We start from the raw sequence: 14,099 nt of genomic DNA on the forward strand, positions 1-14,099 counted from the left end.
GTGCGTATAGTTTACTCACCTGCTCCCTCACGTTGACACCCCACCCCCTGCATGGTACGCTCACGGTTGGCACGAATCGTCTCGGAAGTTGTGGGGAGGACCCTGATGATTGAAGTTACCGCCGAAGCTGTTGAGAAGCTGAAGTCCATCATGGAGGACGAGGAGGCCGAGGAGGCCGCGCTGCGCGTGGTCGTGGTCCCGTCCGGGCAGGGCGTACAGTACATGCTCACCTTGGAGTCCGAGCAGAATGAGGACGACGTCCTCACCGTCATCGACGGCGTCCGGGTGCTCATCGATTCCGACAGCGCCCCCATCATGCAGGGCGCCTGCATCGACTACGTCGAGGACCTGATGCGCAGCGGCTTCACCATCAACAACCCCAACGTCGCCACCGACTTCGGGTGCGGCTGCGGCGGCAACTGCTCCTGCGGCGGCCACTAGCCCCGACACTCCCAGCGAACAAAGGAAGAGGCCCCGGGCAAGCCGGGGCCTCTTCCTTTCGGGTTTCCCCTGCCTCGCCCTGTACTAGACCCTGATCTCCTCGTCTTCCTCGTCCTCAACCTCTTCATCGTGGAGCGCGCGCGCGGGGCGCTGCGGTTTCACGGCCGCCGGCGGGTCATCCCCGGCGTCATCACCGCCCAGACCGTCGTCAGTGAACGGCGCCCAGCTCGTCATGGATTCGAATTCAACGTCCTCGTCGAGGCCCATGTTCATGTCGGCGACGTAGGCCGGGACGGCGCTGCCCGTCGGCGGGAAGGAGACGACGCCGTTCATCTTCGCCGACTGGTACGTCTCCCGCACCACGACGGAGATGCCGTCATGGGACACGGACGCCACGGCGGCGACGTACTTGTTGCCGCCGTCCTGCAGCCTGATGAGCCGCGCGGCGAGCCGAGGGTCCAGCCGCCCCAACTGCCGGCCCGTGCGGTTGAGCACGGCAACCGTGTGGCCGTCCACCTCGAGTTGGACCACGTCGCCGTTGTGCACCTGCCCGAGCACGGACGGTGACGGCAGACCGATCAGCGCCGTCGTGATGCTCTTGCCCGACTCGTCCAGGAAGACCTGCGGCGCAACGCGGCGGGCCGACGCCACGATGGGGGCGTCCTCCATGCCCGCCATGCGGTCCAGGTTCTTGCGGGCAATGCCGTTGGTCGGCGCAATCTCCAGGCTGCGGCCCAGCGCAACCCGCGCCTCCGAGTAGCGGCCGGTCTCTGCCAGCGCCTTGCCAAGGCGGTTCAGCGCCTCGACGTCGTCCGGGTAGAGATCAAGGATCTCCCGGTTCAGCACCACGGCGTCCTGCCACTTGCCCCGGGTCGCCAGGGTGATGGCCTCGTTGGCCTTTACTCTCTGCAGTTTTGATCTATGCTCCACGTGCAGCGCTCCGTACCCTCGCATTGGAGGGGCATTCTACGGCGTCCCGCTCTGCGGCGCCAGTCCCCTGTCCGCCTCTACAACTTCCCCTGCCGCACCAGCGCGCGGTGCTCGATTGCCGTGCAGCGGTCCATGACCACGTCGAGGCCGTGTTCCGCTGCCCGGGCGGCCGCCTCGTGGTGGATGACGCCGAGCTGCAGCCACAGCGCACCCGCACCCACCTTGACGGCCTGCTCGGCCACAGGCGGCACTTCCTGAGAACGTCGGAATACATCGATAAGTTCCACATGGAAGGGGATTGCTTCCAAATCGGGGTAGCTCCGCTCGCCCAGGACCTCGTCGATCATGGGGTTCACGGGCACGATGCGGTAGCCGTTCGACTGCAGGTAGGCGGCGACGCCATGACTGGGCCGCGAAGGGTTGGGAGACAGCCCCACCACCGCCACCGTCCGGCACTCGCGCAGGATCTCCTCAATGCTCCGCATCCCGTCCCCCCTTTGCGCCTACGGAATACCCCCAAGGTGAGGCATGTGTCAAGTAGCTGTCGCGCCATTTATGCGGATGGAGTGACATGGTTGCCGCAACGGCGCGTCCCGACGCCCCCCGCCAACTGGACACCGCACCTGCGATGTGCTTCCCTTGAAGTGATGACGACCGACGACCGCGAACCACCGGGCAAGCCCCTCGTCGAGGTGGTCTTGCCGGCCTACAACGAGGAGCAGGACCTCCCCCGCAGCGTCGAGACCCTCGTCGCCTTCCTGCGCGGGCAGCCGCAGTACGCGTGGCGCGTGCTGGTGGCGGACAACGCCTCCACCGACGGCACGCTGGCGACGGCGCATGCCCTCGCCGAGGCCAATCCCGAGGTGGAGGTCTTCCATCTGCCGCAGAAGGGGCGCGGGCGCGCCCTCCGCGCGGCGTGGCTCCGCAGCGACGCCGACGCCGTCTGCTACATGGACGTAGACCTCTCGACGGACCTGGGCGCGCTGCCGCCGCTCATCGCGTCGGTGCTGGACGGCGGCTATGACGTCGCCACCGGCACGCGGCTGGCGCGGGCCTCCCGCGTCTACAAGCGCACGCCGAAGCGGGAGTTCACCTCCCGCTGCTACAACCTGCTGATCAAGGCGATGTTCTGGACGCGCTTCTCCGACGCCCAGTGCGGGTTCAAGGCGCTGGACCGCGCGACCGCGCAGCGGCTGCTCCCGCTGGTGCGGGACAACGCCTTCTTCTTCGACACGGAATTGCTGCTCATCGCGGAGAAGCGCGGGCTGCGCATCTTCGAGGTCCCCGTCACGTGGACCGACGACCCGGGCACGACGGTGCGGGTGGTGAAGACGGCGATGGAGGACATCCGCGGCCTCCTGCGGCTGCGCTTCGGCGGCATCCCCCGGCTGCCGTAGGGCCGGCGGCCGGCTGTGCGACCCCCACCACGCCCTCGGCGCAGGGGGCACGGCGACGAGCGCACAGGCGCGCGCAAGCGGGCAATTGCCGGGACACGGGCGCTTTCCATGCGGCGACGGTAGCGGTCACCTTTGCGTCCGTGCAATGGGCCCGTGTCAGGGTGTGTCGGCGAACCTCGGCATGACCCTGGTGGCGAAGGCCTCCAGGTTCTTGAGGGTCTTCTTCAGCGGCATCCCCATGTGTGCGAACTCCACGAGCAGGTAGTCGAGGTTGCAGACCTCCTGCAGCTCGTGGACCTTCTCGATCACGTTGTCGGGCGAGCCGACCAGCAGCGTGCGCGGCTCCAGGAAGTCCCAGTCGAGGTTCACGCTCGGGTCGAGCTCCTCGTCCGGGTTGGTGAAGACCTGCCGGCCGCGGAACGGGTCGTTGAAGATGAAGGCGGACATGATGCCCTCCTCCGCGTCGCGGCGGGCCTCCTCCATCGAGGACGCGACGTAGGTGGAGCGCATGACGCCCTGGTCCTCGCCGATGCGGAACGTGCGCCCCTCCAGCTCCGTCCTGATCTGCGCGTAGAGCTCCATGCGCTGCCTGACGCGGAGCGGCGGGGGCTGCCAGTAGCAGGCCTTCAGCCCCATCTCGGCCGCCGTCGAGACGGAGCGGTCGGTGGAGACGGTCATCCAGAGCGGCGGGTACGGCTGCTGGAAGGGCCTTGGCGTCACTCTGAGCCTCGTCACGCGGTCGCCCTCCTGCCACGCGGGGTTGGACGGGAACTTCGGGTGCGAGAAGACGGTGTCGTCGACGGGGAACGTGTAGTTCTCCCCTGCATGCGAGAAGTACTCATTGGTCCAGATCTCGCGGACGATCTCCACCGTCTCGCGGAACAGCTCCCGGCTCTCGGCCTCCTTGCGCGGGTCGGCGTTGGGGTGGAACTGCGGGCCCTCGTACGGCCAGATGCCCCTGCCGAAGCCGACCTCCACGCGCCCGCCGGTCATGTTGTCGAGGATGGCGATGTCCTCGGCGAGGCGGATGGGGTGCCACCACGGCGCGATGTTCGCCATCTGCCCGATGCGAATCCTCGACGTGCGCGCCGCGAGGTCCGCGCCGAGCAGGATCGGGTTCGGCAGGTCGCCGGCGGCGTAGGGGCCAAAGTGGCGCTCGCCAAGCCAGATGGCCTCGAAGCCGAGCTCCTCGGCAAGGACGGCCTGCCGGCGAATGTTGTCGATCATCTGCGCGGCGTTGGTGGCCTCTCCGGCCGACGCTGCAACGGTTGTGAACGCCGCGAACTTCATGCCTTCGCCCTCCCATGGCCTGAGCGTGGGAACGTTCGCATTATGTCGAGGACAAGGAACGGACAGGGCCGCAGCTTTGCCCCTCGGATGTGTTGATGATACATTGCGCCAGATTACCGCAAGGAGAGGCAACATGCCATCAGGCGAGAACCGGGGGCTCGTCCAGACCGTGCTGGGCCCCGTGCCGCCGTCGGAGCTGGGGCCCACGACGACCCATGAGCACCTGTACATCGACTTCTCGTTCATGTACCGCCCGGCGCAGGACTCGCCGCGCCCGGAGCTGGCGGACGCGGCCATCGCGCTGGACAACCTCGGCTGGGTGCGGCGCAACTACTACAGCAACCACTTCAACCTGACCCTCATGGACCTGGACACCACCATCGCAGAGGTCAAGAAGTTCCGCGACCTGGGCGGGGGCGGCATCGTGGACGCGACGTCGCTGGGCATCGGGCGCAACCCTGAGGCGCTGGCGCGGATCTCGCGGGAGTCGGGCGTCCACGTCGTCATGGGCGCGGGCCACTACGTCGCGGCCGTGCACCCGGCGGACATGGACCAGCGCACTGCGGAGGACATCGCGCGGGTCATCGTCAGCGACGTCACCGAGGGCGTGGACGGCACGGGCGTCCGGGCTGGCATCATCGGCGAGATCGGCTGCACGTGGCCGCTGGCGGCGAATGAGCGGAAGTCGCTGACGGCGGCGGCGATGGCGCAGCAGGAGACGGGCGCGGCGGTCCTCATCCACCCCGGCAGGGACCCCGACGCGCCGATGGAGATCCTGAACGTGCTGGCGGACGGCGGCGCGGACCTGTCCCGCGTCATCATGGGGCACCTGGACCGTACCATCTTCGAGTCCGACGGGCTCCTGGCCGTCGCCGCGACAGGCTGCTACCTCGAGTGGGACCTGTTCGGCAACGAGGGGTCGTACTACCCGCTGGCGGAGCTCGACATGCCGAGCGACGCGCAGCGGCTGGGGTTCCTGCGGCGCATGGCGGACGCGGGCTACGGCGACAAAATCGTCATCGGCCAGGACATCTGCCACAAGCACCGGCTGGTCCAGTACGGCGGCCACGGCTACGGCCACATCCTCGAGAACATCGTGCCCAAGATGCGCCGCAAGGGGTTTTCGGAAGAGCTGGTTCACGCCATCACCGTGGACAACCCGGCGAGGGCGCTGGCGCTGGTGTAGGCACCAGAAGTCGGCGCGCCGTCAGGCGGCGCAGCGCTCGAGCGTGCGGGGGTGAGCCGCCTGCCATGTTATAGTGTTTTCATGCGTTCCATTGAATTCAGAGAGCTTGGGCTTGGCCTGAAGACCATTGCCTGGATGTTGTTCGTCAGTATTACTGCCGGCATATTTCTCGCCTTAGTTTTCTCCACTATGCTCTTAGCACTGGCTGCGCAGATGCTCGGGCTATCAGGCATCCACGAAGCCATTGATGCCCTATTGAAAGTGAGGGACCCGCTACTTCCGATAGTGACACAGCTGTACTCAGTGTGGTTTGGAGCCCAAATTGCGAGTCTTGCGTTTGGACGTGTTCTTGGCACACTCCTCCCACCAGCTTTCAGCAGGGTGTTGCAGCCCTCCCTCTGTTTCGGTCTGCTCCAGAGCCTCAGCTGGAACTACCTAACTAGGTATCCCATAGTTTTTGCTTCATCACCGAAGTCCCAAGCGGCTCTCTGGCTTCTTCGCCGTCCGGGTAGCATCTCTTCGAACACCTCCACAGCACTAGCCGGCGCCGATCCCCTGCTGAACTAAGCCGAGTCCTCACTCCGCACTTTTCCCGGCACTTGCAAATACTGTGCTGCAATCTTGCCGACGAAGTCCGAATTGGAGGACTCCATTGAATAGTCGTTTTGTATTTGCCATGCTTGTCGCGCTGCTGGCACTACTGGCCCTTTCTCAAGGTTGCGGACGCTCTGAACCACCGCAGCTTCCACGTTCAGTACCAGCGGACGGCCTCTACCAATTCCTTGCTGACGAATACGCCAGCAACTCCACTCGTCTTCAACTAAGGATTGAAGAACGCCAGCTTTTCTCAATACTACTGGTGATCACCAATATCGATGAGAACAAGGTTCAGCAGCATCTGCGGAAGCCCGCACTCGAGATGGATTCTTACGTAGAGTGCGAATTCAAGAATCGCGAACAGGTTCGCCAATTGAACAAAGGTAACACCATCGAAGTGTACGGCTTCCTGAAAGACGCATTCGCCAAGAATTTCGGGCTGCAAAACAATGCCGTCAAACTTGGCGACTGCCACTATGTGACATAGCGTATTGTCCTAGTCACCAACGGGGTGGCACACAACTAGTGGCGTGCTACCCCGAACTAACCTTTGCTCAATTTGGCCCAGAGTCAAGTTGTCACTGTTGCATTTGGCAAAAGGGAGGTCACAGAAAGAAGAAGGGGCCGGCGCAATGCCGGCCCCTCCGCATTTCGCTTAACGCGACAGCCTAGATGCCGAGCTTCTCTGAGAGCATCGCGCGCATCTCCTCGACGGTGGCGCGCTGCCAGGCGGGGTAGCGCTCGAGCGTGCGGGGGCGGGCCGCCTGCCGGACCTGCGCCTCCTCGGCGTCGGCGGGGAGCTCCTTCCGAGCTTCCTCAACGAACTGCGCGCCCTCGGCGTAGCCGATGGCCGGGCGCTCGATCCAGTGGCAGAGGTAGTCGCCGCCGCTGGTGTAGAAGACGACGGTGGGGATGGAGCGGAACTCGCCGCGGTTGAGGAACTCGTCCATGATGTCCAGGTTCTCGTCGCGAGGGAAGACGCGGAGCTCCATGCCCGCGGACTCGGCGATGCGGGTGAAGACGGGGAGGCCGCGGTAGACGTCCGGGCACCAGTCCTCGCCGATGACCATCATGCGGGCCGCGCCGCCCTCCATGCTGGCGGCCTTGCTGAAGAACGCGGCGTCGTCCGCGGTCATCGAGTCGGCGGCGGTCTCGGTGTACTTCTCGAACATGTCCTTGTTGACGTTGATCTGCGCGATGTAGTCGGGGTAGGTGAAGCCCTGCCCGTATCGCTCCTGGGTCACGACGCTGGTCTGCTCTGCCATGGTTTCCTCCTTTTTACTGCTCCTGCCTGCTGTCTTCGGGCCCGGTCACGCGGGCCTGTACTAGAAGATTTCTCAGCCCGACTCGCCGTTGAAGCCCTCCTCCACGCGGCCGTCCGGGTAGACGATGACGGGCACGGCGCTGCCGTACTCGCGCGCCTCGTCCATGTACGTCTGGTTGTCGTCGATCATCCGGTCCTCGAAGTCGATCCCCTGCTCGGTCCACGCAACGCGCAGCGCCTCACACGTGGGTCAGGTGCGCAGGATGTAGACGATGGGGACTGTCGCCATGGCGGCCTCCTGAACATAGCTGGACTACGGCTGGCGGTGTTGTCAAAGAAGATGGTACACGACGGGGCGGGGGCTGTCACGGCCTTGCCGGGGCGGTCGGCTATTGATTCGTAATGGCAGTTCCTGGGGCGTACAAGGGTTGACACGGATTGTCGCGCGTGCATCATGCACTTAGAATTATTAGAAGAACGCTCTATCGCTTGACCTTGTCAAGTGCGATAGACCATATGCAACAAGGTTGCCAGATGGAGACACTACCACGATGGTAGCGTAGCGGTCACGCACAAGACGTGAAGTAGATACCTTGTGCGGGCCGCTTGTGTTTTGTTCCACACAAGACACATGAAGGGGAAGGCAGCAATGACAACAATTCCGAACGACAAAATTCAAAAGGACATCTTCGACACTGAAAGGCGTGTCCCCATCTTTTACGCAAGACTCCCTGAGCTTCTGGCCACCCACCCGGACGAGTGGGTGGCCTTCGTAGAGGGCGATGAGTGGTTCTTCGCAGAAACGTTGTCATCGCTCCTGAATGAACTTGATGCTAAGGGGAAACGGCGCGACACCGCTCTCATTAGGTCATTGGCATCCCGTCGTGACATCCTGATCCTGTAGCAATGCCGACAGGTCATTTCGACGAGGGAGAAGCTCCGAGGATAGGAGGAAGGCTTAGCATCCCCTCTTTGACAATTTCTGGACACATCGACTTTCTTGTTGACACGGGGGCCGACAACACCGTCTTGTTCATTGATGACGGGGACAGGTTAGGGCTGCCATACAACAAGCTGCCGCCGCCAACACCCGGCGCTCGCGGCGTTGGCGGCCCCGCAGCCGTATCCATCGTTGAAGCAACGGTCAGCCTATGGGACATCGTACAAGAGAATGGCATCGACCATTTCCAAGAGTATCCGCTGTCCATAAGGCTGCTCATCATGCTGCATAACGAAGATGAAGAGAAAGAGAAGGCCATGCAGGGTGTGGCCTCGCTACTTGGGCGGGACGTACTGAATCACTGGGCAATCTCATACGATGCGCCGACCAACGTCCTCACTTTTGACAACTTCCGAGCTTAATATGCGGCCACCGCCGCACGAGGCCCTTCCGCGAAAGTAGAGAGGTCGTTGGAGTCGAAGGCCAACCCCACGGACAAGAGACGACCGCTGTTGCTTTTGGAGCACAGGGATGCTTGGCGACTAGAGGGGATGTGAGTTCGTGTTCCTAGCGTGAACGCGTAATCCTCCCCAGAGACGGCGGTCGGCTACCGCCCGGCTGCTCCAAGCGTGATCCACGCGCCGTCGCCGGGGCGGAGTGCGCGCGTCGCCTCCTCAATAGCGGCCATGACCGGATCGGGGTAGACGCCGAGGAGCACGACGCCGAGCGCCATCGCGCCGATGACGGCGGTGAGCACGGCGGGCGTCGCGACGGCGACGGAGCCGCCCTCGTCCTCGGGCGCCTTCTCGATGTACATCTGCCGGATGAGCTGCAGGTAGTAGTAGAGGGAGATGAGGCTCGCGAACATGGCGACGCCCGCCAGCCACAGGAGGTCCTCGGCGGCCGCGGCGGAGAAGAGGTAGAACTTGGTGACGAAGCCCGCCAGGAAGGGCAGGCCCGCCAGCGAGAAGAGGCCGATGGTGATCGCGGCCGCCAGGAACGGCGAGCGCCCGGCGAGGCCCGCGAAGTCCGGGATGTCGTCCTTGCCCGTCGCGTTGTAGAAGGCCGTGATGGCGAAGAACACCGCGAAGTTCGTCAGCGAGTAGCCGACGAGGTGCACCAAGAGCCCGTTGGACGCCAGCGGCGACAGGGCGGCGATTCCCATCAGCAGAAAGCCCACCTGCCCGACGCTCGAGTAGGCCAGCATGCGTTTCACGTTGGTCTGCACGATGGCGACGACGTTGCCGAAGATCATCGTCAGCGCGGCCATGCCCGCAATGAGCATCTGCCACTGGTCATAGGCGGGCGCGAGTCCCTCGTAGAAGAGACGCAGCACCAGCGCGAATGCCGCCGCCTTGGAGCCGACGGCGATGTAGGCCGTTATCGGCATCGGCGCGCCCTGGTAGACGTCGGGCGCCCACATGTGGAAGGGCACGGCGGCGAGCTTGAAGCCGAGGCCGGCCACCACGAGCGCGAGGCCGATGAGCAGCCGGCCCTCGACGCCGCCCGCGCCGTCAAGCGCCGTCGCCATCTCGGCGAAGTGCGTCGTGCCGAGGGCGCCGTACAGCAGCACGATGCCGTAGAGGAGCAGGCCGGACGAGAACGCGCCCAGCAGCACGTACTTGACCGAGGCCTCGTTGGAGCGGCGGTCCTGCAGGGCGAAGCCGCTGAGGATGTAGAGGCAGAAGCTCAGCAGCTCCAGCGACAGGTAGGCGGTCAGGAGCTCGCCGGACGCGGCCATCATCATCATCGCCAGCACGGACACGATGATGATGGCGTAGTACTCGCCGGGGTGCGTCAGGCGCTGGTTCACGAAGTGCAGCGAGCCGAGGATGACGGCGATGCCGATGCCCATCGAGAGCACCTTGAAGAAGAGCGCGTAGCTGTCGACGCGGTAGAGGCCGTCGAAGAGGCTGTCGTGCTCGTTCAGCAGGAAGGGCACGGTGAAGGCGATGATGACGGCGAGACCGGCGGCGGAGACCCAGGCGAGGATGTCCTTTCTGACCGGCCGGATGAAGAAGTCCAACGTGAACACGAGGAAGGCCAGTCCCGCGACCAGGAACTCCGGCCAGAGCAGCTCGAAACGAACGTCCATCGTCATGCGATGCCCATCCCTTCGAGCAGCGGCTTCACGCCGCTGTCAATGATCTCGACGATGCGGAAGGGGTAGAGGCCCCACAGGAGCAGCACGCCCACCAGCGCCGCGCCCACGGCCACCTCCAGCGGCTTGGCGTCCTCCAGGTCGGCCCACCGGTCGCTGATGGGGCCGAAGAAGACCTTGGCCATGAGCCGCAGGATGTAGACCGCCGTGATGGCCGCGCCGATGACGGCCAGCACGCCCAGGATCGGGTACGTGCGGAAGGTGCCGATGAACACAAGCAGCTCCGCCACGAAGCTGCTGAACCCGGGCAGCCCCAACGACGTCAATCCCGCCACGGCGAGGAATGCGCCAACGACGCCCATGCGCTTGCCGAGGCCCTCGAGAACGGTGATGTCGCGCAGGTGCGTCCGCTCGTAGATGATGCCCACCATGGCGAAGAAGAGGCCCGTCATGATGCCGTGCGAGAACATCTGGAAGACCGCCCCGTTGAGGCCGATGACCTCCAGCGTCCCCAACCCCATGAGCACGTAGCCCATGTGGCTGACGCTGGAGTAGCCGATGACGTACTTGAGGTCGCGCTGGCCGAGCGCCGAGACCGCGCCGTAGAGCACGTTGACCGTGCCGAGGCCGATGAGCACCGGCGCCCAGTCGCTCGCGCCCTCGGGCAGGATGACCATGCCGACGGCCAGGATGCCGAACGCGCCCAGCTTCATCAGCACGCCCGCGTGCAGCATGCTGACGGCCGTCGGGGCGGCGACGTGGCCGTCGGGCGACCAGGTGTGGAAAGGCCACAGGCCCGCCAGCACGCCGAAGCCGACCATGAAGAACGGGTAGAAAATGCGCTGGAAGTTTGTCGAGTACTCTACATCGGCCAGCGCCGCGATGGAGAAGCTCGCCATGCCGGTCTCGGCGCGGGCCTCGGCCCAGACGGCGAGGATGGCGACCCAGACGAGCACGCTGCCGGCGACCAGGTAGAGCATCAGCTTCATCGCCCCGTATTCCTTGGGGCGGTCGTACTTGCCGCCGCCGCCGTACCCGGGGATCTCGACGGCGGGCTGCTTCGTGAAGTCGGTGCTGCTGCCCCACACGCCGATGAGCAGGTACATGGGCACCACGGCCAGCTCGTAGAAGAAGAAGAGGAAGAAGAGGTCGGTCGCCAGGAAGACGCCGTAGACGCCCGCGACCAGCAGCGTCAGCCAGATGAAGAAGTCCTTGGGCCGGTGCGTCACGTTCCACGACACCAGCACGCCCGCCATGAAGATGATGGCGTTCAGCAGCACCAGCGGCGTCGTGATGCCCGAGATGCCCAGCGAATAGCGGATGCCCAGCGCGGGCAGCCACTCGAAGTCGACGGTGTACTTCGACAGGTCGCCGTCGGTGTCGAAGGTCACGAAGAGCCACACCGCCATCACGAGGCCCGCGAAGGCGATGACGCGCGTGTACCAGTGGATGAGGCTGTGCTTGTCGGCGGGGAAGAAGACCATCACCAGCGCCCCGAAGAAGGGCACGGCGATCAGCGCAAAGAGCAGGACGCTTTCCATGCTGCTCATTGCGCCACCCACCACGCGACGGCGAGGGCCAGGAAGCCGAGCGCCATGCCCAGCCCCCCTCTCGTCATTCCGGCGAAAGCCGGAATCCAGGGGTGCGGGGAGGCCGTCATGCACATCGTCATCATTGCGCCACCCACCACGCGACGGCGAGGGCCAGGAAGCCGAGCACCATGCCCAGCGCGTAGCTGTAGAGCTTGCCCGTCTGCACCAGCCGCAGGACCCGCCCGGACCGCTCCGTCACCACGCCCGGGCCGTTCACCCCAACGTCGTTCACGAGCGCCCGGTCAACCCAGGCGATGGCGTTGCCCAGCGTGAGCACGACCGTGTCGATGGTCCACTGGTAGACCTCGTCGACGTAGAACTTGTTGGCGACGGCCGTGTGCACGGGCCGCACCCTCGCGATGATGCCCTCGGTGCTCAGGCTGCCCGTCACGTACGCCAGCCACGCGATGCCGAAGCCGGCGAGCGCCAGCACCGCCGACGCGACCGCGATCCCCACGTTCAGGTGGAAGGCCTCCTGGTGGTCGCCGGCGAAGACGAAGTAGCCGAAGCCCCCATAGCCGTCGGTCCAGCCGAAGGCGAGCAGGCCGCCCAATGCGCCGAGCGTCGTGAAGACCAGCATGGGTGCGAGCATGGAGGGCCCGGACTCGTGGGCGTGCTCGTTCTCGGGCTTCAGCTTGCCGAGGAAGGCGGAGAAGAAGACGCGGCCCATGTACAGCGCCTTCATAAAGCCGACTGTCAGCGCGACGATGAGGAAGACCCAGCCGAACTGCCCGTGGAAGGCGGCCAGCGTGACCTCGTCCTTGCTGAAGAAGCCGCCGAAGGGCGGGATGCCGCCCAGAGAGAGCGCCGCCACGCCGAAGGCAAGCGCCGTCAACGGCATCCGCCGCCGCAGCCCGCCCATCTGCCGGATGTCGGTCTGCTCGCTGCCGTGGGAGATGCTGCCCGCGCCGAGGAACAGCGTCGCCTTGGCGAAGCCGTGGAGCAGCAGGTGGAACATGCCCGCCGTCACGCTGCCCGCGCCGAGGGCCAGCATCATGAAGGCGAGGTCCGTCAGCGTCGAGTAGGCGAGCACGCGCTTGATGTCGGTCATCACGAGCGCCATCGCGGCCGCGCCGAGGGCCGTCACCGCGCCGAGGCAGAGGAGCACCAGCGACGCCGTGTCCGAGGCCTCGAAGAAGGGGAAGACGCGCGCCACCAGGAACACGCCCGCAACGACCATCGTGGCTGAGTGCACCAGCGCGCTGACGGGCGTCGGGCCCTCCATCGCGTCGGGCAGCCAGACGTGGAACGGGAACTGCGCCGACTTGCCGATGGCGCCCATGAGCATCAGGAGCGCCGCGCCGGTGACCACGCCCTCGGAGAGCTCGCCGTTCGCCAGCGCGGCGAAGATGGCCGAGAGCTCGAAGGTGCCGGTCTCGACGAAGAGCAGCAGGATGCCGATGAGCAGGCCGACGTCGCCGACGCGCGTCGTGATGAAGGCCTTCTTGGCCGCCTCGGCCGCCGAGCGCCGGTCGTAGAAGAAACCGATGAGCAGGTAGCTGCAGATGCCGACCAGCTCCCACGCGATGTAGAGCAGCAGCAGGTTGTCGGCCATCACGAGGGCGAGCATGGAAGCGGCGAAGAGGGAGTGGACGGCGAAAAACCAGGTGAAGCGCGGCTCGTGGGCCATGTAGCCCCACGAGTAGACCTGGATGCCCAGCGCGGCCGCCGTCACGAGGCCCAGCATCGTCAGCGTGATCGGGTCGATCCACATGCCCCACGTCAGCACGGCGTCGCCGGCCCGCAGCCAGTCGATGCTGTACATGAACGTGTAGTCGCCGGGGAACGACTTCTGCCCGAACCAGTCGGCGAAGACGAAGAAGAAGAGCGCGAAGCTGACGGCCATGGAGCCCGTGGCCAGGATGGCGCCCCAGTTCGGCAACCACCGCCTCAGCGCCACCATGAGCGCGAAGGCGATCGCCGGCAGCGACGGGATGAGCCACGCCCACTCCATCATCGGCCAGCCTCCGCCCTATGTGCTCGCGTACCTGTCACCAAGTCCTCCAAAACGTAGTCCGTCGTTCCCGCGCAGGCGGGAACCCCGCCGCCCGCGTCCTACCCCTTCATCGAGTCCGCTTCGTCCACGTTGGCCGTGGCGCGGACGCGGTAGAGCCGCAGGATGATGGCCATTGCGAGGCCGACTTCGGCCGCGGCCACCGTGATGATGAAGACGGTAATCACCTGGCCCACCAGCCGTCCCGGGTCCAAGAAGGCCGCGTATGCGACGGCGTTGATGGTCGCGGCGTTGAGCATCAGCTCGACCGCCATGAGCACCATGACGGCGTTGCGGCGCGCCAGCACGCCGTACACCCCGATGGCGAACAGCGCGGCGCTCAGCAGCTCGACGTGGTACAGCTCCAC

16 protein-coding genes are annotated in these 14,099 nt (G+C 65.3%); 7 read left to right on the forward strand and 9 right to left on the reverse strand.

What is annotated here, in order from left to right; translation table 11 throughout:
- Nucleotides 1–105 precede the first annotated feature (105 nt).
- Nucleotides 106–441, forward strand: a complete 336-nt coding sequence (locus OXC99_09380) for an iron-sulfur cluster assembly accessory protein (GenBank protein MCY4625192.1) — start codon at nucleotides 106–108, stop codon at nucleotides 439–441.
- Nucleotides 442–525: 84 nt separating this feature from the next.
- Here OXC99_09380 and OXC99_09385 read toward each other — a convergent pair whose 3' ends face one another.
- Nucleotides 526–1,395: a tetratricopeptide repeat protein gene (locus OXC99_09385; GenBank protein MCY4625193.1), complete on the reverse strand. Its 870-nt coding sequence runs from the start codon at nucleotides 1,393–1,395 to the stop codon at nucleotides 526–528.
- Nucleotides 1,396–1,448: 53 nt separating this feature from the next.
- Nucleotides 1,449–1,856 carry a CoA-binding protein gene (locus tag OXC99_09390; protein ID MCY4625194.1) on the reverse strand — a complete coding sequence of 136 codons (408 nt, stop codon included), beginning with the start codon at nucleotides 1,854–1,856 and terminating at the stop codon, nucleotides 1,449–1,451.
- Between the two features lie 162 nt (nucleotides 1,857–2,018).
- Here OXC99_09390 and OXC99_09395 point away from each other — a divergent pair, with 162 nt between their 5' ends.
- Nucleotides 2,019–2,768 (forward strand): glycosyltransferase family 2 protein, encoded by a 750-nt coding sequence (locus tag OXC99_09395; protein ID MCY4625195.1) that lies wholly within the window; start codon nucleotides 2,019–2,021, stop codon nucleotides 2,766–2,768.
- Nucleotides 2,769–2,924: 156 nt separating this feature from the next.
- Here the strand turns inward: OXC99_09395 and OXC99_09400 are convergent, their stop codons facing one another.
- The gene (locus OXC99_09400; GenBank protein MCY4625196.1) at nucleotides 2,925–4,058 is read right to left on the reverse strand and encodes an LLM class flavin-dependent oxidoreductase; all 1,134 of its coding nucleotides are present in this window, start codon (nucleotides 4,056–4,058) and stop codon (nucleotides 2,925–2,927) included.
- Between the two features lie 133 nt (nucleotides 4,059–4,191).
- On the opposite strand from OXC99_09400, the gene OXC99_09405 reads away from it, so the two are divergent.
- The 3 genes from OXC99_09405 (at nucleotide 4,192) to OXC99_09415 (ending at nucleotide 6,328) form a co-directional block, all read left to right on the forward strand.
- A complete protein-coding gene (locus tag OXC99_09405; protein ID MCY4625197.1) occupies nucleotides 4,192–5,244 on the forward strand; it encodes a phosphotriesterase-related protein in 1,053 nt (350 codons plus the stop codon).
- Between the two features lie 81 nt (nucleotides 5,245–5,325).
- Nucleotides 5,326–5,811: a hypothetical protein gene (locus OXC99_09410; GenBank protein MCY4625198.1), complete on the forward strand. Its 486-nt coding sequence runs from the start codon at nucleotides 5,326–5,328 to the stop codon at nucleotides 5,809–5,811.
- A gap of 85 nt (nucleotides 5,812–5,896) precedes the next feature.
- On the forward strand, nucleotides 5,897–6,328 hold the full coding sequence (locus tag OXC99_09415; protein MCY4625199.1) for a hypothetical protein: 432 nt from the start codon (nucleotides 5,897–5,899) through the stop codon (nucleotides 6,326–6,328).
- 181 nt (nucleotides 6,329–6,509) lie between these two features.
- Here OXC99_09415 and OXC99_09420 read toward each other — a convergent pair whose 3' ends face one another.
- Entirely contained in the window at nucleotides 6,510–7,106 is a 597-nt protein-coding gene (locus OXC99_09420) for a thioredoxin family protein (protein ID MCY4625200.1), read from the reverse strand.
- A 630-nt stretch (nucleotides 7,107–7,736) separates the two neighbouring features.
- Between OXC99_09420 and OXC99_09425 the strand changes: the two genes are divergently transcribed.
- Both OXC99_09425 and OXC99_09430 read left to right on the forward strand, forming a co-directional pair.
- Nucleotides 7,737–8,009 carry a hypothetical protein gene (locus OXC99_09425; protein MCY4625201.1) on the forward strand — a complete coding sequence of 91 codons (273 nt, stop codon included), beginning with the start codon at nucleotides 7,737–7,739 and terminating at the stop codon, nucleotides 8,007–8,009.
- Between the two features lie 2 nt (nucleotides 8,010–8,011).
- Nucleotides 8,012–8,467, forward strand: a complete 456-nt coding sequence (locus tag OXC99_09430; GenBank protein ID MCY4625202.1) for an aspartyl protease family protein — start codon at nucleotides 8,012–8,014, stop codon at nucleotides 8,465–8,467.
- 185 nt (nucleotides 8,468–8,652) lie between these two features.
- On the opposite strand, the gene OXC99_09435 is transcribed toward OXC99_09430, so the two are convergent.
- The 5 genes from OXC99_09435 to nuoK all read right to left on the reverse strand — a co-directional run bounded on the left by OXC99_09435 (nucleotide 8,653) and on the right by nuoK (nucleotide 14,099).
- Nucleotides 8,653–10,146 carry an NADH-quinone oxidoreductase subunit N gene (locus tag OXC99_09435; protein MCY4625203.1) on the reverse strand — a complete coding sequence of 498 codons (1,494 nt, stop codon included), beginning with the start codon at nucleotides 10,144–10,146 and terminating at the stop codon, nucleotides 8,653–8,655.
- The gene (locus OXC99_09440; GenBank protein MCY4625204.1) at nucleotides 10,143–11,696 is read right to left on the reverse strand and encodes an NADH-quinone oxidoreductase subunit M; all 1,554 of its coding nucleotides are present in this window, start codon (nucleotides 11,694–11,696) and stop codon (nucleotides 10,143–10,145) included. The genes OXC99_09435 and OXC99_09440 overlap by 4 nt, the downstream gene beginning before the upstream one ends.
- The gene (locus OXC99_09445) at nucleotides 11,693–11,821 is read right to left on the reverse strand and encodes a hypothetical protein (GenBank protein MCY4625205.1); all 129 of its coding nucleotides are present in this window, start codon (nucleotides 11,819–11,821) and stop codon (nucleotides 11,693–11,695) included. Before OXC99_09445 ends, OXC99_09440 begins: the two co-directional genes overlap by 4 nt.
- Nucleotides 11,818–13,695: an NADH-quinone oxidoreductase subunit L gene (gene nuoL, locus OXC99_09450; protein MCY4625206.1), complete on the reverse strand. Its 1,878-nt coding sequence runs from the start codon at nucleotides 13,693–13,695 to the stop codon at nucleotides 11,818–11,820. Before nuoL ends, OXC99_09445 begins: the two co-directional genes overlap by 4 nt.
- Before the next feature lie 98 nt (nucleotides 13,696–13,793).
- Nucleotides 13,794–14,099: an NADH-quinone oxidoreductase subunit NuoK gene (gene nuoK / locus OXC99_09455; GenBank protein ID MCY4625207.1), complete on the reverse strand. Its 306-nt coding sequence runs from the start codon at nucleotides 14,097–14,099 to the stop codon at nucleotides 13,794–13,796.

This window comes from Chloroflexota bacterium (assembly GCA_026713825.1).
Taxonomy (GTDB): domain Bacteria; phylum Chloroflexota; class Dehalococcoidia; order Lucifugimonadales; family UBA1127; genus UBA1127.